Source organism: Sphingomonas adhaesiva (assembly GCF_002374855.1).
Lineage (GTDB): Bacteria > Pseudomonadota > Alphaproteobacteria > Sphingomonadales > Sphingomonadaceae > Sphingomonas > Sphingomonas adhaesiva.
In genome coordinates this window covers 176,149-195,116 of record NZ_NWVC01000007.1, presented here as the reverse complement: position 1 = coordinate 195,116, position 18,968 = coordinate 176,149, and the positions used below count along the sequence as shown (strand labels likewise).

20 protein-coding genes are annotated in these 18,968 nt (G+C 69.2%); 7 read left to right on the top strand and 13 right to left on the bottom strand.

The annotated features are described in order from the left end of the window. Window positions 1–130: 130 nt before the first annotated feature. Together COA07_RS18820 and COA07_RS18005 are read right to left on the bottom strand one after the other, a co-directional pair. Window positions 131–304: a DUF6985 domain-containing protein gene (locus tag COA07_RS18820; RefSeq protein ID WP_425442608.1), complete on the bottom strand. Its 174-nt coding sequence runs from the start codon at window positions 302–304 to the stop codon at window positions 131–133. A gap of 24 nt (window positions 305–328) precedes the next feature. Then, complete coding sequence (locus COA07_RS18005; protein ID WP_141396543.1) at window positions 329–736, bottom strand: hypothetical protein; 408 nt, start codon at window positions 734–736, stop codon at window positions 329–331. Window positions 737–991: 255 nt separating this feature from the next. Here COA07_RS18005 and COA07_RS14275 point away from each other — a divergent pair, with 255 nt between their 5' ends. Further along, complete coding sequence (locus COA07_RS14275) at window positions 992–2,281, top strand: methyltransferase family protein (protein ID WP_066713580.1); 1,290 nt, start codon at window positions 992–994, stop codon at window positions 2,279–2,281. Here COA07_RS14275 and COA07_RS14270 read toward each other — a convergent pair. Genes COA07_RS14270 through COA07_RS14260 form a run of 4 tightly spaced genes read right to left on the bottom strand, consistent with a single transcriptional unit; the run spans window position 2,278 to window position 5,030 of the window. Then, the gene (locus COA07_RS14270) at window positions 2,278–3,651 is read right to left on the bottom strand and encodes a glutamate--cysteine ligase (RefSeq protein WP_096641250.1); all 1,374 of its coding nucleotides are present in this window, start codon (window positions 3,649–3,651) and stop codon (window positions 2,278–2,280) included. The two genes, COA07_RS14275 and COA07_RS14270, sit on opposite strands and share 4 nt — an antisense overlap. A gap of 32 nt (window positions 3,652–3,683) precedes the next feature. After that, window positions 3,684–4,460, bottom strand: coding sequence for a 16S rRNA (uracil(1498)-N(3))-methyltransferase (locus COA07_RS14265; protein ID WP_066712899.1), 777 nt, complete (start codon window positions 4,458–4,460; stop codon window positions 3,684–3,686). 2 nt (window positions 4,461–4,462) lie between these two features. Further along, window positions 4,463–4,621, bottom strand: coding sequence for a hypothetical protein (locus COA07_RS18355; protein ID WP_169803583.1), 159 nt, complete (start codon window positions 4,619–4,621; stop codon window positions 4,463–4,465). Window positions 4,622–4,640: 19 nt separating this feature from the next. After that, on the bottom strand, window positions 4,641–5,030 hold the full coding sequence (locus COA07_RS14260; protein ID WP_245842169.1) for a DUF2147 domain-containing protein: 390 nt from the start codon (window positions 5,028–5,030) through the stop codon (window positions 4,641–4,643). Between the two features lie 87 nt (window positions 5,031–5,117). Here COA07_RS14260 and ubiA point away from each other — a divergent pair, with 87 nt between their 5' ends. From ubiA to COA07_RS14245, 3 genes are read left to right on the top strand one after another with little or no spacing between them, the layout of a single operon-like run. Continuing rightward, the gene (gene ubiA / locus COA07_RS14255) at window positions 5,118–6,032 is read left to right on the top strand and encodes a 4-hydroxybenzoate octaprenyltransferase (RefSeq protein WP_066712900.1); all 915 of its coding nucleotides are present in this window, start codon (window positions 5,118–5,120) and stop codon (window positions 6,030–6,032) included. Between the two features lie 32 nt (window positions 6,033–6,064). Next, on the top strand, window positions 6,065–7,411 hold the full coding sequence (locus tag COA07_RS14250; protein ID WP_096641248.1) for a TldD/PmbA family protein: 1,347 nt from the start codon (window positions 6,065–6,067) through the stop codon (window positions 7,409–7,411). Then, window positions 7,404–8,186 carry a 3'(2'),5'-bisphosphate nucleotidase CysQ gene (locus tag COA07_RS14245; protein ID WP_255266846.1) on the top strand — a complete coding sequence of 261 codons (783 nt, stop codon included), beginning with the start codon at window positions 7,404–7,406 and terminating at the stop codon, window positions 8,184–8,186. The genes COA07_RS14250 and COA07_RS14245 overlap by 8 nt, the downstream gene beginning before the upstream one ends. A gap of 15 nt (window positions 8,187–8,201) precedes the next feature. Here COA07_RS14245 and COA07_RS14240 read toward each other — a convergent pair whose 3' ends face one another. From COA07_RS14240 to gnd, 4 genes are read right to left on the bottom strand one after another with little or no spacing between them, the layout of a single operon-like run. Then, window positions 8,202–8,534: a hypothetical protein gene (locus COA07_RS14240; RefSeq protein ID WP_245842168.1), complete on the bottom strand. Its 333-nt coding sequence runs from the start codon at window positions 8,532–8,534 to the stop codon at window positions 8,202–8,204. Between the two features lie 25 nt (window positions 8,535–8,559). Further along, complete coding sequence (locus tag COA07_RS14235) at window positions 8,560–9,306, bottom strand: HAD-IIB family hydrolase (protein WP_066711673.1); 747 nt, start codon at window positions 9,304–9,306, stop codon at window positions 8,560–8,562. After that, window positions 9,307–10,113: a Cof-type HAD-IIB family hydrolase gene (locus COA07_RS14230; protein ID WP_066711674.1), complete on the bottom strand. Its 807-nt coding sequence runs from the start codon at window positions 10,111–10,113 to the stop codon at window positions 9,307–9,309. After that, window positions 10,113–11,099, bottom strand: a complete 987-nt coding sequence (gnd, locus tag COA07_RS14225; protein WP_066711680.1) for a phosphogluconate dehydrogenase (NAD(+)-dependent, decarboxylating) — start codon at window positions 11,097–11,099, stop codon at window positions 10,113–10,115. Before gnd ends, COA07_RS14230 begins: the two co-directional genes overlap by 1 nt. A 129-nt stretch (window positions 11,100–11,228) precedes the next feature. Between gnd and wecB the strand changes: the two genes are divergently transcribed. From wecB to COA07_RS14210, 3 genes are all read left to right on the top strand, one after another. Continuing rightward, the gene (wecB, locus tag COA07_RS14220) at window positions 11,229–12,362 is read left to right on the top strand and encodes a non-hydrolyzing UDP-N-acetylglucosamine 2-epimerase (RefSeq protein ID WP_373853913.1); all 1,134 of its coding nucleotides are present in this window, start codon (window positions 11,229–11,231) and stop codon (window positions 12,360–12,362) included. After that, on the top strand, window positions 12,346–13,677 hold the full coding sequence (gene wecC, locus COA07_RS14215) for a UDP-N-acetyl-D-mannosamine dehydrogenase (protein WP_066711675.1): 1,332 nt from the start codon (window positions 12,346–12,348) through the stop codon (window positions 13,675–13,677). Before wecB ends, wecC begins: the two co-directional genes overlap by 17 nt. 101 nt (window positions 13,678–13,778) lie before the next feature. Next, window positions 13,779–14,558, top strand: a complete 780-nt coding sequence (locus COA07_RS14210) for a sulfite exporter TauE/SafE family protein (RefSeq protein ID WP_066711676.1) — start codon at window positions 13,779–13,781, stop codon at window positions 14,556–14,558. Here COA07_RS14210 and gloA read toward each other — a convergent pair. The 3 genes from gloA to COA07_RS14195 all read right to left on the bottom strand — a co-directional run bounded on the left by gloA (window position 14,553) and on the right by COA07_RS14195 (window position 18,727). Next, window positions 14,553–15,053, bottom strand: coding sequence for a lactoylglutathione lyase (gloA, locus tag COA07_RS14205; protein WP_066711677.1), 501 nt, complete (start codon window positions 15,051–15,053; stop codon window positions 14,553–14,555). The two genes, COA07_RS14210 and gloA, sit on opposite strands and share 6 nt — an antisense overlap. Before the next feature lie 10 nt (window positions 15,054–15,063). After that, window positions 15,064–15,489 carry an organic hydroperoxide resistance protein gene (locus COA07_RS14200; RefSeq protein WP_066711678.1) on the bottom strand — a complete coding sequence of 142 codons (426 nt, stop codon included), beginning with the start codon at window positions 15,487–15,489 and terminating at the stop codon, window positions 15,064–15,066. Window positions 15,490–15,637: 148 nt separating this feature from the next. Continuing rightward, window positions 15,638–18,727, bottom strand: a complete 3,090-nt coding sequence (locus tag COA07_RS14195; protein WP_066713098.1) for a TonB-dependent receptor plug domain-containing protein — start codon at window positions 18,725–18,727, stop codon at window positions 15,638–15,640. Window positions 18,728–18,968 lie beyond the last annotated feature (241 nt).

Sequence of the window (18,968 nt, the reverse complement as noted above, 5' to 3'; positions counted from 1 at the left end):
GCATGTTCGGTCACCTCAAGATCAACCGCGCCATCGCCACACGCTACGATCAACTCGCCAGCAGCTTCCTCGGCATGGTCCACCTCGCCACCACCAGATACTGGCTCAAATTTGTCCACGCCGCCTAGTCTCAACTGCGGCCCTCGGCGTGTCGCAGGGCTATCCACGTAGAGTTCGGTACGTCTCCACCGCCCCATTCCACGACGTCCGTGCCGTGAAACATCAGGCCGTAGCCGTGCTCGGTGTCCCAAGTGCAGGCGAATTCCACGCCGAAATAGGGCGGTTCTCCGGCCACATCCTGCAGGACGATGTGGAGAAGGCGACACCTCTAGCGCAACTGCGCTTCGTCCCATGTTTTGTCGACCAGTTCGTCGGTCATCCCATGGATGCCATCCTGAATGGCGGCGATCTTTCCCAGCGACGACAGCATGGCCGTAATGATTGTCTGCTCCACCACCGCATCGTTGCCGATCAGCCACGCGGCAGCCGCGATCATGGGCAAACTTGGCATATCACCCGTGCCATCATCATTCTCGAAGCTGACTGGCACCTCCCCCGGTTCAGCGAAATCGGGATAACCGCGACCCGGGTGAGGCAGCGCGCCGGGCGAGTGCTGAAGCGTAGAAGTAAGCGGCATCGGCAGGGCCGTCATCCAGTAGCCCTCGCCACCATACAGCGTCGGCAAACCGCGGATCTGCACAGGCTTATCCCGGTAAGCAAGCTTGTCTAGGCGCATGTTTCGATCCTTTCCTCAGCACTGGAGAGGACAGCATCTATCGTACTGTTGTCTGCGCATGGCTAATTCGCGGCGCATTCCGAAGCGGAGGTTATACGGGTCGACTGCGATCCCAGCCCGCCCCGAAATACTATCCTTTTCGGGAATCACGCGGGCTTGATGGAGGTTTGACGAACCAATTCCGTCGACAGCCGCCGGCCCCCTCAACCACCCCACCAGCGAACGTTAACCCTTCGCCGCTAAGCGTCGGCGGCGATGTACCACGACGCCGCGCTTCCTGCTGCCGCCCCGCGCGCCCGTTCGCGGCCGGTGTCCGCCGTGTCGCATGGGGTGGGGCTGGCGGGGCTGGCGGGGCTGATCGCGTGGACCGCGGCGGCGCTGCATTTCGGGATGGACGGGCCGTATGCCGCGCTGCTCAACGTGGTGGCGTGCGGGGTGCCGATGGTGCTGTGGTCGCTGCTGGTCGACAAGGTGCATCGCCGCCCCTCGACCGGGATCGACTGGTCGAACGCCCGCCCGCTGCGCGACACGCTGGACGTCAGCATCGTCAAGCTGACCGGGCTGTGGGCGACCTGGGCCGGGATCGCGCTGATCTACGCCACCGGGCGCTTCTACTGGGAGGGCAACTTCCTGTTCGCGATGTGGTGCCTGGAACGCGCCACCCCGGTCGTGCTGGTCGCCTCGATCCCCTATGTCCTGTGGCTCGACCGCTATCTGGTGGCGCCGCGTGACGGCGCCTGGCACATGGGCGCATGGCTGCTCGGCCATGGCGATGCGAATCGCGAGGCGATCGTCGGCCATCTGCGCGCCTGGGCGGTGAAGGCGCTGTTCTTCGCGTTCATGCTGGCCATCGTGCCGGGCAATTTCGGCGATTTCATCCGGCAGGACCGGGCCGCGCTGCTGACCGATCCGGTCGCGCTCGCCAACTGGCTGATCACCTTCATGTTCGTGGTCGACGTCGCCTTCGCGACCGTCGGCTATGCGCTGACGATGCGGCCGCTCGACGCGCATATCCGCTCCGCCAACCCCTATATGGCGGCGTGGAGCGCGGCACTGATCTGCTACCCGCCATTCATCATGATGAGCGACGGTGGCCCGTTCGACTATCGCCCCGGCACCGCCGACTGGACCCACTGGATGCAGGGGCATCCGCTGCTGCTGGGGGTGACCGGCGCATTGCTGGTGGCGCTGACCGCCATCTATGCCTGGGCGACGGTGGCGTTCGGGCTGCGCTTCTCGAACCTCACCAACCGCGGCATCCTGACCCACGGTCCCTATGCCTGGTCGCGGCACCCGGCCTATCTGGCGAAGAACCTGTTCTGGTGGCTGTCGACCATCCCCATGCTGTCGACCGGCAGCCTGGTGGATGCCGCACGCGCCACGCTGCTGCTGGGCGCGGTCAGCGGCGTCTATTACTGGCGCGCCCGGACCGAGGAGCGCCATTTGCGCGCCGATCCGGCCTATCAGGCCTATGACGAATGGATCGAGCGGCACGGCGCCGTCCCGCGCTTCCTGCGCTGGGCGCGCGGGCGCGGGGAAGCCTAGAAGCTTTCCTCGCCATAGACGCGCGACACGTCGCCGTCCCAGGCGCCATTATACCGGTCCAGCAGCGCCTGCGCCGGCACCTTCCCGCTGCGCACGATCTCGTGCAGCGGCGCCAGGAAGCCGGTTTCGTCGTCGCCCGCCGCATTGGTGCGCGCGCGCGCCGCAAGCCCGGCGTGCGCGATGTCGAGCACCTGCCCCGCCACGTCGCGCAGCCGCCGCCCGCCCGCGATCGGCGCGTCCAGGCCCAGTTTCGGCACCGCATCGCGCAGCGCCTGCCGCTCGTCGAGCGTCCAGTCCTTCACCACATCCCATGCGGCATCCAGCGCGCCCTGATCGTAGAGCAGCCCGACCCACAGCGCCGGCAGCGCGCAGATCCGCCCCCACGGCCCGCCATCGGCGCCGCGCATTTCCAGGAACGTCTTCAGCCGTACTTCGGGGAAGGCGGTGGACAGATGGTCGTTCCAGTCGTCCATCGTCGGCTTCTCGCCCGGCAGAACCGACAGCTCGCCCTTCAGGAAATCGCGGAACGACAGCCCCGCGGCGTCGATGTACCGCCCCTCGCGGTAGACGAAGTACATCGGCACATCGAGCATATAGTCGGCATAGCGTTCGTAGCCGAAGCCATCCTCGAACACGAACGGCAGCATCCCCGTCCGCGCCGGGTCGGTATCCGACCAGATGTGGCTGCGATAGCTGAGGAAACCGTTCGGCCTGCCCTCCGTGAACGGCGAATTGGCGAACAGCGCGGTCGCCAGCGGCTGAAGCGCCAGCCCGACGCGGAATTTCTTCGCCATGTCGGCTTCGCTGGCATAATCCAGGTTCACCTGGATCGTGCAGGTGCGCAGCATCATGTCCAGGCCCATCGTGCCGACGCGCGGCATGTGGCGCAGCATGATGGCATAGCGGCCCTTGGGCATGATCGGCAGCGCGTCGCGTGCCTTGTCGGGCCACATCCCCAGCCCCAGGAAGCCGATGCCCAGCTTCTCGCCCGCCGCCTTCACCTGTTGCAGGTGGCGGCCGGTTTCGGCGCAGGTCTGGTGCAGGTTGTCGAGCGGCGCGCCCGACAGCTCGAACTGCCCGGCCGGCTCCAGGCTGACCGATCCGTCCGCACCGGTCAGCGCGATGATGTTGCCGCCCTCTTCCACCGGGGTCCAGCCGTGCTGGACCAGCTCCAGCAGCAGCGCACGGATCCCCCCCGGCTCGCCCCAGGACGGAGCATGGTGATCGGTGGTGGAATAGACGAATTTCTCGTGCTCGGTGCCGATCCGCCAGCGGTCCGCCGGCTTTTCGCCGCCGGCGAAATGGGCGATGAGTTGGTCGCGCGATTCGATGACCGCTGCGTTGCTGTCCGAAACGGTCTTCGTCGTCATGGCGGCGCCTTACTGCGCGATGAACGTCCGCGCTAGAGGGCGCTGCTTGCGCCAGGTGAAGCGCTGCTTCGCCAGTCGCCGCACACCGCCATCCACACCGCCACCGCCGCCGCCGCCGCGGTTTCCGCGCGCAGGATGCGCGGGCCGAGCGTGATGCCGGTCGCTGCCGGGCAAGCGCGGATCGCGGCGCGCTCGTCATCGTCGAACCCGCCCTCCGGCCCGATCAGGATCGCCGCCGGGCCGGGATGCGCGCGCATCGCCTCGGCCGCCGCCACCCCGCCCATCTCGTCGGCGAAGAACAGCGCGCGTTCCGCCGGCCAGTCGCGCAGCAGTGCGGGCAGCTTCACCGCCTCGACGACCTCCGGCAAGGCGGTGCGCCCGCATTGCTCGGCCGCCTCGATCATCTGCGTGCGCAGCCGATCGGTATTGGGGCGGTCGACCACGGTGCGCCGCGTCACCACCGGCACCAGCCGCGCGACGCCCAGTTCGCACGCCTTTTCCGCCATCCAGTCGACCCGCCCCTTCTTCAGCGGCGCGGCGACCAGCCACAGGTCTGGCACCGCCTCCCGCTGCCGCAGCCGCCCGGTCACGTCCAGCGTCACGTCGCGCTTGCCGACGGCGGCGGCGACGGCCAGCCATTCGCCGGTCGCATCGTCGAACAGCTTCACCGGATCGCCCGGCTTGATGCGCATCACCGCGACCAGATAATGCGCCGCCGCGCCGTCCAGCCGCAGCGGCCCCGCCGCCAGCGGCGTGTCCACGAACAGCCGCGGCGTCGACCGCGGCGGCCAGGCCGGTTGCGCACCCATCCCTATCGTCCCCGCACGATCAACATCCGCGCCACCCAGAACAGGATCGCGCCCGCCAGCGCAATCCCCAGCACCGCCGCCGCCGCGACGCCCGCCACCTTCAGGATCGCGTAGAACAACGCCTCGAAGAAACGGCCGATCGCGACCGACAGGTGGATCACCGCGGCGCGATCGTCGGCATCAACGCGCGCTCACGCGCGTCCACCGCTGCTCGCGGCAGCCGAAGCCGGCGAACAGGCACCCCTGCGCCACCAGCGTCCCGCGCCCCTCCAGCCGCAGCGTGCCGTCGACGCGCGTGCCGATGTCGGGGACGAACACGCTGCCCGCCCAGCTGCCGTCCTCGTCCCGCTCGAACCCTTCGAACAGGCGCGTGCCGACCAGCCGGTCGGTCCCGCCGCGCGCGGCATCGTCGCGCGCCTTGGGGCTGGCGGAGATCACCGTCCCGCACATGCCCGGCGCGTCGCGGCACGGGGCCACGCGGATGCGCACGCTGTCGCCGGCGTTGCGCCACACGCCCGCCAGCGGATCGGTCGCCGGCGCTGCCGCCAGCATCAGGAGGGAAAGAAGCATCGACATATCCGGGATGTAGGCGCGCAACCGGGCCAAGATAAGGCACGGGGGGCGACGCGGCGTACCGCTTGCGCTATCGCCGGACCGATGACTGCGCCCCTCGATATCGTCCCCGACAGCCAGCATCGCGGGCTGGTCGCCGCGCTGCCGCCCCGCGCACGCGCGCTGGCGATGCTGGCGCGGCTCGACCGGCCGATCGGCTGGTGGCTGCTGTTCTGGCCGGGTGCCTGGGCGATCGCGCTGGCCGGTGGCATTCCTGCGCGCTGGGATCTGCTGCTCTGGTTCCTCGTCGGCAGCATCGCCATGCGCGGCGCCGGATGCGTCTACAACGACATCGTCGACCGCGATCTGGACGCCAGCGTCGCGCGCACCCGCCACCGCCCGCTCGCCAGCGGCGCGGTGTCGGTGACGCTGGCATGGGCGTGGCTGGCGTGCCTGTGCGCGATCGGGCTGGTCGTGCTGTTCCAGCTGCACTGGACCGCCGCGATCGTCGCGCTGGCCAGCATCGCGCCGGTCGCCGCCTATCCGTTCATGAAGCGGATCACCTGGTGGCCGCAGGCGTGGCTGGGCCTTGTCTTCTCCTGGGCGGCGCTGGTCGGCTGGGCGGACGTGTGGGGGTCGCTGTCGCCGGCCGGGCTGACGCTCTACGCCGGATGCATCTTCTGGGTGATCGGCTACGATACGATCTACGCGCTGCAGGATCGCGAGGACGATGCGCTGGTCGGCATCGGCTCGTCTGCGCTGGCGATGGGCGCGCATGTCCGCGCCGGCGTGGGGCTGTGCTACGCGATCGCGGTCGCGCTGTGGGGCGCCGCCTTCTGGCAGGTGCGCGCCGATCCGCTCGCACTCGCCGCGCTGCTGCCCGCCGCGCTGCATCTGGCGTGGCAGGTCGCCACGCTGGTGCCGGACGATGGCGACGGCGCGCTCCACCGCTTCCGCGCCAACCGCTTTACCGGGCTGCTGATGTTCCTGGCGTGCGCCGCGGTGGGGACGACGCTCTAGCAACGGCGGCGCCCACCCCCTAAGTCCCTGCCATGCTCACTCCCGAACAGGCGCAGGATCGCGCCGCCGACCTCGTCCGCCGTGCCGTCGCCGCCGGGGCGGACGCCGCCGATGCGGTCTTCGCCGCGCATGCCTCGACCGAGGTATCGGTGCGGCTCGGCACGCTGGAGGATGTCGGCCGGTCGGAGAGCGAGGACCTGGGGCTGCGCGTGTTCGTCGGGCACCGTTCCGCCAGCGTCTCCACCTCCGAACTGTCCGCCGACACGCTCGCCGCGCTGGTCGACCGCGCGGTGGCGATGGCGCGCGAGGCGCCGGAGGACCGCTTCGCCGGCCTCGCCCCCGCCGAGCGGCTGATGCACGGTGCGCCGCCCGCGCTGGACCTGGCCGATCGCGGCGACGTCACCGCCGCGGACCTGCGCGAGGCGGCGCAGGCGGCCGAGGATGCCGCGCGCGCCGTCCCCGGCGTCACCAATAGCGAGGGGGCCGGCGCATCGGCCTCGTCCAGCGTCTGGGCGCTGGCGACCAGCCACGGCTTTGCCGGCGCCTATGCCACCACCGGCTACGGCCTGTCCGCCAGCGTCATCGCGGGCGAGGGCGGCGCGATGCAGCGCGACTATGGCTTCCATTCCGCCCGCCACCGCGCGCATCTCGACGCCCCCGATGCGATCGGCCGGCTGGCGGGGGAGCGCGCGGTCGCCCGGCTCGGGCCGGCGCGCGTCGCCAGCGGGACGATGCCGGTGGTGTTCGATCCGCGCGTCGGCGCCAGCCTGATCGGGCATCTCACCTCGGCGATCTCCGGTCAGGCGATCGCACGGCGCACCAGCTTCCTGCTCGACGCGCTGGGGACGCGGGTGTTCGCGCCGGGCGTGACGATCCGCGACGATCCGCATCGCCCGCACGGCCTGCGCTCGCGCCCGTTCGATGGCGAGGGTCTGCCGGTGTCCCCGATCGCGCTGGTCGAGGACGGGATGCTGGAAAGCTGGCTGCTCGATTCGGCCTCCGCCCGGCAACTGGGGCTGGAGCCGACCGGCCATGCCGCGCGCGGCATCGCCGGCGCGCCGGGGGTGTCGACCAGCAACCTCTACATGGAACCGGGCAAGGTGCCGGTCGCCACGTTGCTGTCGGATATCGCCAGCGGCGTCTATGTCACCGAATTGATCGGTCAGGGCGTCAACCCGGTCACCGGCGATTACAGCCGCGGCGCGGCGGGTTTCCTGATCGAAAATGGCGCCATCACGCGCCCGGTGGCGGAATTCACGATCGCCGGTAATTTGACCGCGATGTTCGCCGCGCTCACCCCCGCCAACGACCTGGAGTTCCGCCACGGCGTCAACGTGCCGACGCTGCGGGTCGAGGGGATGACCGTCGCCGGTGGATGACCACCCCGGCCTTGCCGATGCGGTCGCGCAGGTCGCACGCGAAGCGGCGCAGATGGCGTTCGCCCGCTGGCACACCGATTTCGCGCGCTGGGAAAAATCACCCGGCAGCCCGGTGTGCCAGGTCGATCTGGACGTCGACCGCTTCCTCCACGCGCGGCTGTCGGCGCTGCTGCCCGATGCCGGCTGGCTGTCGGAGGAGACCGCCGACCACCCCGACCGGCTGGCCTGCGGACGCGTCTGGGTGGTCGATCCGATCGACGGCACGCGCGACTATATCCGCGGGCGCGCCGGCTGGTGCATCTCGGTCGCGCTGATCGACCATGGCCATCCGGTGATCGCGGTGCTCGACGCGCCCGCCCGCGGGGAGGTGTGGCGCGCCGCCGCCGGGCGCGGCGCGACGCTGGCCGGGGCGGCGGTGCACGCCGGCACCCGCGCGGTCTTCCCCGGATCGCGCGTGCCCGTCGACGCGCTGCCCAAGGCGGATCGCGAACTGGTGGCGGTGGAAAAGCCCAATTCGATCGCGCTGCGCATCGCGATGGTCGCCGCCGATCGCGCCGATCTGGTCGCGACGCTGCGCTGGGGCAACGAATGGGATATCGCGGCGGCGGTGCTGATCGCCAGCGAGGCGGGCGCGCGGGTCAGCGATGCGCTGGGCGCGCCGCTGATGTTCAACAAGGCCGATCCGCGCGCCTATGGCGTGCTGGTCAGCGCGCCCGGCATCCACGACGCCGCGGTCCACCATCTGGCCGCCCGCGCGCGCGCCGCGATCGGCTGACGCGCGCGCCGGCGGTCACCGCCGCCCGCGCAGGTCGCGCCGCCCCATCGGGCGCAGCCGCACCGCCAGGCAGATGACAGTCGGCCAGAACATCGTGTGGATCACGTCGCTGATCGTGTCGGGCCAGCGCCAGCTGTGATAATGCAGCCGGTCGAGGACCTCGTTCGCCGCCTCCGCCGCCGCGACGACGGACAGCGGCACCAATGTTCCCAGCGACCGCCCGGTGACAATCCGCGCGACGATGAGCACCGCCATCCCGGCATGGATGTGCAGCACCGTATCGGGCAGGCCGGTGCCGTCGCCAATCCACCAGATGAACTTCGCCCACAGCCCTGGCGCGTCGATCACCGCGCGTTCCCCCCGCTGGCCGCGATCATTTCTGGCAGGCGACGATCGCGGTGACGACGCTGATCGTTTCCTGCGGATCGCGCACCTTCACGGTATCGACGCCGGCTTCCTTCGCCGGATAATCGTTGCCGCCCGGGAAGATCGCGTCGCCCAGGAACAGCATCTCGTCCAGCGCGAAGCCGCTCGCCTCCGCCAGCTTGCGCAGGCCGTAGCCCTTGTCGACACCCTCGCGCGTGATGTCGATCGACGTCGCGCCGCCCATGTTGATCGCCAGCCCCGGCAGCCGCTGGCGCAGGTCCGCCTGGATCACCTTGCGCTTGGCGAAATCGGGGTCCCAATGCTCCTTGGCCTCCAGCGGGGCTTCCTGCCCCAGCGCGGAGAAGGTGATCTGGCTGCCGCGATCCTCGATCCGCTCGCCCCAGGTCTTCTCGGGGGTGAAGCCGGTCGCGTCCAGCGCCTCACCGAAGGCGTCGATGATCTTCTTCTTCTCCGCCTCGTCGAACAGCTCGGCATAGACCGCCGTCCACGCGCCGTCCTGGTGCGTGTAAAGCTTCGTGCCGGTGGTCGGCATCAGCCACAGCCGCGACAGATCGGCACGCGCCGGCAGCCGGCTGGCCACCTGCTTGTCGAACTGCGGCCAGTCCCCGCCGGAAATCACCGCCACGTCGGCGACGCCCAGCAGGTCGGCCAGCGTCTCGGCCATGTCGTCCTTGAGCGCCTGCTTGCTGAGCGCCAGCGTGCCGTCGAGGTCGAAGGCGACGAGTTTCTTCATTCACTGTCTCCGGGGAAGGATGAGGGTGTCGATGGCGTGCGCGACGCCATCCTCGGTATTGGGGCGGGTCACCTCGGCCGCGGCGGCCTTCACCGCATCGGGCGCATTGCCCATCGCGATCGACAGCCCGGCGCGTGCCAGCATCGGCAGGTCGTTGGCCTGATCGCCGATCGCGGCGGTATCGGACAGCGCCACCCCCACCGCGTCGGCCAGCGCGGCGATGCCGTCGCCCTTGTTCGCCTGCTTGGCGGTGACGTCCAGGTAATAGGTCTGGCTCTGCGCCACGGTCGCGCGGTCGCCGATCGCGGTGTGGACGCGCGCATACAGCGCGTGGAGCGCATCGGCATCGTCGCTGACGAAGGTGATCTTGTCGGCGCGGTCCAGCAGCGCGTCGAGATCGTCGGTCGCTTCTGGCTCTTGCGCCGACGCGCCCCGCTCGCTGCCGGTATGCGGCCCGTCGGGATCATCGGCATACCAGCGGTCGCCAGTGAACACCCAGGTCGCCACGTCGCTGTCACGCGCCAGAATCATCGCCTCGCGCGCGGCGTCGGCGGGGATGGTGACGTGGCGCACGATCGTGCCGTCGCGGCGGAACACGATCCCCCCGTTGAACGCCGCGACGTCATCGTCCAGCGACAAAGTTTCGAGCAGCGGGCGCAGCCCCGACATCGGCCGCGCACTGATGAGCGAAAAGCCGATCCCCGCCGCGCGCATCCGCGCCACCGCGTCGACGGTGGCGGGCGTCAGCGTCTTGTCCTTGTCGACCAACGTGCCGTCGACATCCGACACCAGCAGGCGGATCGCCATTATTGCGGCATCTCGACATGCCCGCCGAAGCCGAAGCGCATCGCCGACAGCACCTTCTCGCCGAACGTATGCTCGACGCGGCTGCGGTAGCGCGCAAACAGCGCGGTGGTCAGCACGTTGACCGGCACCGCCTCCTCCATCGCCGCCTCGATCGTCCACTGGCCCTCGCCCGAATCGGCGACATTGCCGCTGAACCCGTCCAGATGCGCGTCCTTCGCCAGCGCCTGCGCGCTGAGGTCGAGCAGCCAGGACGAGATCACGCTGCCGCGCCGCCATACCTCGGCGATGTCGGCCAGGTTCAGGTCGTACCGCTCGCCTTCGGGCAGATGATCCGATGCCTTGCCCTTCAGCACGTCGAACCCCTCGGCATAGGCCTGCATCAGCCCGTATTCGATGCCGTTGTGAACCATCTTCACGAAATGTCCCGCGCCGGCCGGGCCGGCGTGGATATAGCCTTTCTCCGCACGCGGATCGACCGTGTCATTGCCGTCGCGCCCCGCGGTGCGCGGGATCGTGCCCGCCCCCGGCGCCAGCGCGGCGAAGATCGGGTCCAGCCGGCGCACCACCTCGTCCGGGCCGCCGATCATCATGCAATAGCCGCGCTCCAGCCCCCACACGCCGCCCGAGGTGCCGACGTCGACGAAATGCATATCCTTGTCCGCCAGCGCGCGGGCATGGCGAATGTCGTCCTTGTAGAAACTGTTGCCGCCGTCGATCACGATATCGCCCGCCGCGCCATGCTCCGCGATCGCGGTGATGGTCGTGTCGGTGATCTCGCCATGCGGCAGCATCACCCACCAGATCGCCGGGCTGCCGGCCTTGCCGCGCGCATCCTCCAGCGACGTCGCTGCGATCGCGCCGGCCTCCGCCAGCTTCGCCACCGCGCCCTCGTCGCGGTCATAGGCGACGATCTCATGCCCCGCCTGCAACAGCCGGCGCGCCATGTTGCCGCCCATCCGGCCCAGCCCGATCATCACCAGTCGCATTATGCCAACCTCCTCGCTCGCGCGCTCAATCACCGGCGCCGCGCGCAGGTTCCCGCGACCCCGCGCACGCGACCGCCACATCGGCCGCGCTAAACCAGATCGCAACCTCCCCCGGATAGGACCACCGGCGTGATCCACAAGCCCCGCATTCTCGTCGTGTTCGGCACGCGGCCCGAAGCCATCAAGATGGCTCCTGTCGTCGCCGCATTACGCGCGCGTGACGGGCTGGACGTTGGCGTCGCAGTCACCGCGCAGCATCGCCAGCTGCTCGACCAGGTGCTGGCGATCTTCGGCATCGTCCCCGACGTCGATCTCGACCTGATGCAGGCGGGCCAGTCGCTCGATACGCTGGCGGCGCGCATCCTTACCGAATTCGGCGCGACGCTGGACGCGCAACGCCCCGATCGCATCCTGGTCCATGGCGACACGCTGACGTCGATGGTCGCGACGCTTGCCGCCTATTTCCGCCAGATCCCGGTCGGCCATGTCGAGGCGGGGCTGCGCAGCGGCAACATCTATTCGCCCTGGCCGGAGGAGGGAAATCGCAAGGTGACCGGCGTGATCGCCGACCTGCATTTCGCCCCGACCCGGCAGGCCGCCGATGCGCTGCGCGCGGAAAACGTCCCCGACGCCACGATCCACGTGACCGGCAATACGGTGATCGACGCGCTGCTGGCGATGCGCGACCGGATCGCAGCGCAGCCCGCGCTGGCCGCCGGGCTGGACCCGCTGGCGGCGCGCTTCGCCGGGCGGCGGATCGTCGCCGTCACCTCGCACCGGCGCGAGAATTTCGGCGACGGCATGGCACAGGTCGCCGCCGCGATCGCGCGGATCGCCGACCGGCCCGACGTCGGCGTCATCTTCCCGGTCCATCCCAACCCGGCGGTGCGCCCCGTGATGGAAGCCGCGCTGGGATCGCACCCCAACGTCGCGCTGATCGACCCGCTCGACTATCCGCATTTCGTCCGGCTGATGGCGATGAGCGCGGTGATGCTCACCGATTCGGGCGGGGTGCAGGAAGAAGCGCCCAGCCTGGGCAAGCCGGTGCTGGTGATGCGCGACACCACCGAGCGGCCCGAAGGCGTCGCGGCGGGCACCTCGCAACTGGTCGGCACGGACCCCGACACGATCGTCAACCGAATGTTCGCTCTTCTGGACGATGACGCCGCGTACGCCTCCATGGCCCAGGCGCATAACCCCTATGGCGACGGGCAGGCGGCACAACGTATTGCAAGGATCGTGGACGATGCCCACCGACGCTGACACGCCCGCCACCGCCCCGGCAACCCCGCTCCTGGGCGCGGTCGTCATGGGACTGGGCTATATCGGCCTGCCGACCGCGGCGGTGATCGCGCGCGCGGGCGTGCCGACGCTGGGCATCGACGTGAACGCCGATGTCGTCGCCACGGTCAATTCGGGCCGCGTCCATATCGAGGAAGTCGACCTGTACGGGCTGGTGCAGGGCGTCGTCGGGCGCGGGCTGCTGCGCGCGGCGACCGTGCCGGAACCGGCCGATACCTTCATCATCGCGGTGCCCACGCCGTTCCGCGACGATCACCAGCCCGACGTCAGCTACGTGCTGGCCGCCGCGCGCACGATCGCACCGGTGCTGAAGAAGGGCGATCTGGTGATCCTCGAATCGACCTCGCCGGTCGGCACCACCGAACAGGTCGCCAGCCTGATCGCGCAGCTGCGCCCGGACCTGTCGGTGCCCGGCCGCGGCGGCGCGGGGGCGGCCGACCTGTTCATCGCCTATTGCCCGGAGCGCGTGCTGCCCGGCCGCATCCTGATCGAGCTGATCGACAACGACCGCGTCATCGGCGGCATCACCCCGCGCTGCGCGCGCCGCGCGATGGGCTTCTATCGCCAGTTCGTGCGCGGTGCGTGCCTGACCACCAATGCGCGCGCGGCGGAAATGGTGAAGCTGGTCGAAAACAGCTACCGCGACGTCAACATCGCCTTCGCCAACGAACTGTCGGTGATCGCGGAAAACCTGGGGATCGACGTGTGGGAGGTGATCCGCCTCGCCAACCGTCATCCGCGCGTGTCGATCCTTCAGCCGGGACCCGGCGTCGGCGGGCATTGCATCGCGGTCGACCCGTGGTTCCTGGTCGCGGGCGACCCCGACAACAGCCGGCTGATCCGCACCGCGCGCGAGGTGAACGATGCCAAGACCGACTATGTCATCGGCCGCGCGATCCGCCTGATCGAAAAGTTGCCCGACGCGCGCGTCGCGTGCCTGGGGCTGGCGTTCAAGCCGAACATCGACGACTTCCGCGAAAGCCCCGCGCTGGAAGTGGCGACCGCGCTGGCGCGCCAGTTCGGGAATCGCATCGCGCTGGTCGAACCGCACGCGCGCACACTGCCGGCGGCGTTCGACGGCACCGGGGCGGCGCTGGTCGATCTCGATACCGCGCTGGCGGAATGTGACGCGATGATCGTGCTGGTCGATCACGACGTCTTCCGCTCCGTGCCGCTCGACGAACGCGCCGACAAGCTGGTGTACGACACGCGCGGGCTGTGGCCCGACCAGCCGCGGCTGTCGGCGTGGGAAAGCCTGCTGGCGCGCGCCGCCTGATCCACCCCCACCGCATCTGCGGCGCGCGATAGCTTTTCTGCCATTGCGCAGGCCGCGCGCGCAGCGCACATCCCGCACCGCAACAACGGGCGGGGCATGACGTGGACTGGCTGAGCACGCTGGCGGGCTTTCTGGTCGGCACGATCGTGGGGGTGACCGGCGTCGGCGGCGGATCGCTGATGTCGCCGCTGCTGATCCTGCTGTTCGGGGTCGCGCCGGCGACCGCGGTCGGCACCGATCTGTGGTTCGCCGCGATCACCAAGATGGCCGGCGGCGCGGTCCACCATCGTCAGGACAATGCCGACTGGCAGATCGTCAAGCGGCTGTGCTGGGGCAGCCTGCCCGCGGTCGGGCTGACCCTGTGGTGGCTGTGGAGCCATGGGCAGAAGGCGGAAAGCGGCGGGCTGATCGTGCGCACGCTGGGGATCGCGCTGGTCCTGTCGGCGATCGCGACGCCGTTTCGCGGCGCGATCGCGCGGCGCTTCGCGCGCGCCGACGGGCCGCTCGCCGATACGATGCTGCGCTGGCAGCCGGCGCTGACGGTGGCGGCGGGGGCGCTGCTCGGCATGCTCATCACGCTGACGTCGGTGGGCGCGGGCGCGCTGGGCGCGACGCTGCTGCTGATGCTCTATCCGTTCCGGCTGACCGCGCGGCGGCTGGTCGGCACCGATATCGTCCATGCCATTCCCGTCGCGCTGATCGGCGGGATCGGCCATGCGCTGATCGGCAACATCAACCTGCCGCTGCTGGGATCGCTGCTGCTGGGGTCGATCCCCGGCGTCGTGCTGGGCGCGCGGCTGACCGGGTACCTGTCGGAACGGGTGGTCGCACCGGCGCTGGCGCTGGTGCTGCTGATCGTCGGCGTGCGCCTGCTGCTATAGCGCGGCGCGCATCCCTTTGGCGGACAGGATCTCGATCCAGTACCCATCGGGGTCCATGATGAAGGCGATGTCCTTCATCGCGCCATCCTGCGGCCGCTTCTTGAACCGCACGCCCAGTTCCTCGAACCGAGCGCATGCCGCCGCCACGTCCGGGACCGAGATGCCGATATGGCCGAAGCCGCGCGGTTCCTCGTTACCGCTGTGATAGCCGGCGAAACCGGGATCGCTTTCGGTCCCCCAGTTATGCGTCAGCTCCAGCGTGGTCGAGCGGTTGAAGATGAACGCCGCGCGTTCCGCCGGATCGGCCGGCACGCTCTCGCCCTTCTCCAGATAGGACAGGAAGAACAGCGAGAAGCGCATCTCGCCGAAATCGAGCCGCTGCAGCAAGGTCATGCCCAGCACGTCGCGATAGAAGGCCAGCGATGCCTCCGGGTCGCGGACCCGCAGCATCGTCTGGTTCAGGACGAACCCTTCGGTTCCGGGCGTGCGGGGCATGTCGTCTCCGTCAGGCAAGCGTCAGCGTGACGTCGACGTTACCACGGGTGGCGTTCGAATAGGGGCAGATCTGGTGCGCGGTGTCGACCAGCTGCTGCGCCTGTTCGCGGTCCACCCCCGGCAGGTCGACAGAAAGGTCGGCGGTGATGCCGAACCCGCCCTGCGAACGCGGACCGATGCCGACGGTTGCATGGACGGCGACGTCGTCGGGCACCTTCACCCTCAGCTGCTGCCCGGCCACCTTCAGCGCGCCGATGAAGCAGGCGGAATAGCCCGCGGCGAACAGCTGTTCGGGGTTGGTCCCCGCCCCGCCCGCGCCGCCCAGCTCCTTCGGGGTCGACAGCACGACGTCGAGCACGCCGTCCTGGCTGCGCGCATGGCCGTCACGCCCGCCGGTCGCGGTCGCCTGGGTACGATATTTGACGTCGACGCTCATCGAAACGCTCCTTTTTTGGCGCGCGGCCCACGCCACGCTGGGTGCCGAGATAAGAACGCGGACTTTGATTGTCGAGATAATTATTATCACATCACGTTATTGGGTAAAAAGAGAGGCGGGACCTGCCCGCCTCTCCCGAAGGTCGACCTCAGTTGGTCTGCATGCGGATGCCGAAGCGGAACGACCGGCCCAGCAGGTCCGAATAGGTGCTGTTCGCCGCCAGCCCGGTCTCCGGCAGCAGCATCGGCCAGCGATCGAACACGTTCGTCACGTTGACGAAGAACTGCGCCTCGGCCCCGCCCATGTCGATCTTCTGCGTCAGGTTCAGATCGGCGTAGAACAGGCCCGATGCACGGTTCTGGTCGTAGGTGAAGAAATTGGGGTCGTTCGCCGGGCAGTTGGTCGAACATTCGATGCCGTTGGCGACATACTTGCCCGCGCTCACCCCGCGACCGATCGCGGTGATCGAGAAGCTGGGCGTGTCATAGGCGGCGGTGGCGCGGAAGATCCATTTCGGCGTGGTCGACTGACCACCGTTCACGCCCACCGAATTGAGCACCACCGTCCCCGGCACGCCGCTGTCGAACCGGTTCTCGATATAGCGGGTCGCCACGCCGCGCAGCGTGAACGTGCCCTCGCTGTTCGCGAACACCTTGTCCAGCGGCAGGCGATAGCTGGCGTCGATGTCGACGCCGCGCACCTTCTGCGTCGCGGCGTTGAACGGCTGATTGCGGATGATGAGGTACGGCTGCGCCGGGTTCTGCGTACGCGCCGCATCAATCGAGATCGCGTCGCAGAACGCCTGCTGGTTCTGGAAGCACAGGTTGACGATCTGCTGCGCGCTGAACGTGCTGATGCCGTTGTCGATCTTGATGTCGAAATAGTCGACCGACATGTTGAACCCCGGCAGGAAGCGCGGCGACAGCACGACGCCGGCGTTCCACTGGTTGGCTTCCTCCGCGCGCAGGTTGCGGTTGCCGGTGCCGAAGCCGGAATAGCTATAGCCCGACTGCGGCGGCTGACCCGCCGGGACGAACGACGGGCTGCTCCCCGGGAAGCCCGGGTTGGTCACCGCGTCGCTGTTGGCGGTACCCGCCTGGAACAGGTCGTTCAGGTTGGGCGCGCGGATGTCGCGCGATCGGGTCACGCGGAACCGGATGTCGTCGACCGGCTGCCAGGTGGCGCCCGCCTTCCACGTCGTGACGTAACCGGCGGTCGAATAGCGCGTGGCACGCGCCGCGCCGTTGAACTCGATCCCCAGGCCCAGCGGCACGACGGTTTCGAGATACGCTTCCTTGACGTCGTAGCTGCCGTTGGTGGGCAGGTAATTGCCCACCGACCAGCGGTTCGTCGCGCCCGTCAGCGCGCCGGCGGCGTTGCGGATCGGCACCGGCTGGAACTGGTCGGGGACGAAACCGGTGATCTTCTCCTTGCGATATTCGGCGCCGACCGCGACGCTGACGTCCCCCGCCCAGGTGCGCAGCGGGTTGAACGACACGTTGAAGCCGGCATTGTACTGTTCGACCACCTCGTCGCGATACGGATCGCCCAGCACGTAGCCGATCGCCGCCGGATCGGCGACGCCCACGCCCAGCCGGTTGAGCGGCACGCAGGCGCGGTCGTCGTTGGCCGCATTGCCGTCCACGTTGATCGCGCACTGGATCGACCCGGCGGCATAGCCATTGGCGTTGCCCGCCGGCGCGAACACCGCCGCAGTGGCGTTGTTCATCCGCGCCACGTTCATGATGTTGCGCAGCTGCTCGCGCAGCTCGGCGCGGCCGTACTGGGCGTAGACGTTCCACGTCGCCGCCTTGCCGAACGCCTCGGTCTCGCCGTTCGCGCCGATCGCATAGCGCTGCACCGAGCGGCGGTTGTCGACGGCGCGGAACGGCAAGTCGGCCGCCGTGGTCGCTACCGTCACGCTGGTGATCCCGCGCAGTGCAGCCGGGCCGAGCGTGTTGTAGAGATAGGCATTGCAGGTCGCCGGTGCGGCAGCCGCCGTGGCCGCCGCCCCGCATCCCGTGGCGTTCAGGACGATGCCGGTCGCCAGGTTGGGGCCGGCGTTGAAGAAGATCTTCTGCCGGTTGTACGATCCTTCGGCGAACAGCTCGATCCCGTCGCCCACATCGTAGCTCAGCCGCCCGAACAGGCCGTAGCGGTCGTCTTCCGGGGCAAGGCCGATGCGCCGGCCCGAATCGTTGACCTGCCACGATCCGCCCTGCGTCAGCGACGGCGCCGCGCTGCCGGTCGGCGACGGGAAGGTGAGCGCGCCATATTGATATTGCAGCGGCTGCCCGTTCGCGCCGAAATAGATGCCGCGCAGGCTGTTGGCGGCAATCCCCGATCCGGTCGCGGCGGCGGAATTGGTGATGAGGCCGCCCGGCGTCGAATTGGCGGCGCCCACCTGGCGGCGGATCAGGTAGCGCGGCGTGGTGCTGCTGGTCGTCCAGTTCGGGTCCTGGATGCGGACATAGCCGGTGGCGTTCCAGTCGCGATCGACCTGGAAGATGCCGTCGGCGTGCGCGACCTCGCCCGACAGCAGGATGTGCCCGCGCCCGTCGCTGCCGAACGACGTGCCCGCCGCGACCGCCATCGAGTAATTGTAGCCGTCGCCCTTGTCGGTGACGCCATTGTCGATCTGGACCTTCAGCCCCTTGTACTTCTTGTCCAGGACAAAGTTGACGACGCCCGCCACCGCGTCCGATCCGTAGGCGGAGGACGCGCCGCCGGTAACGACCTCGACGCTCTTCACCAGCATCTGCGGGATGGTGTTGACATCGACCAGCCCGGTCACGGTCGAACCGACCGAACGGCGTCCGTCGAGCAGCACCAGCGTGCGCTCGGCACCCAGGTTGCGCAGGTTCAGCGCGTTGATCCCCGCCTGCCCGCTCGACAGGTTGAGCCGCGAATTGGCCGGGCGGGTCGAACCGGCCATCGACGGCAGCTGATTGACGAAATCGGCGATGTTGTTCGACGGCGAGCTGTTCTGGATATCCTCCAGCGTCAGCACCGTCAGCGGGGTGGGCGACTGGAAGCCGTTGCGGACGATGCGCGTGCCGGTGACGACGACGTCGGGGCCGGCCGCTTCCTCGCCGGCCACGGGCTCGGCCGTCTGGACGGTCGCCGTGCTGCTCGGCTGGGTCTGCGCGCCGGCCGGCACCGCAAGGGCCAGCGCCGCGAGGCTGCTGAAACCGAAGAGAAAAGCCTTGCGGCGCTCGAACTGCCTTTGAACCGTCATTAAAGCCCCCTAATGGCGCGCTGGCCGCCCGTTCGGCGGCCTCCTGCGGCGCCTCCCGCGACGACATCGTCCCGCTGCCCGGTCGTTTTCGTGCCGGATTCCTGACGGGTGTCGGAACCGGAAGGTGCCGGTCGCGGTCGAGCAGCGTCAAGCACTCGTTCGCTTCCATCGCTTCGCCAGACCATAGACGCGGCCTATACCATGGCGCACCGCCGGGCATCGCGCACGCTGCCATAGCCAT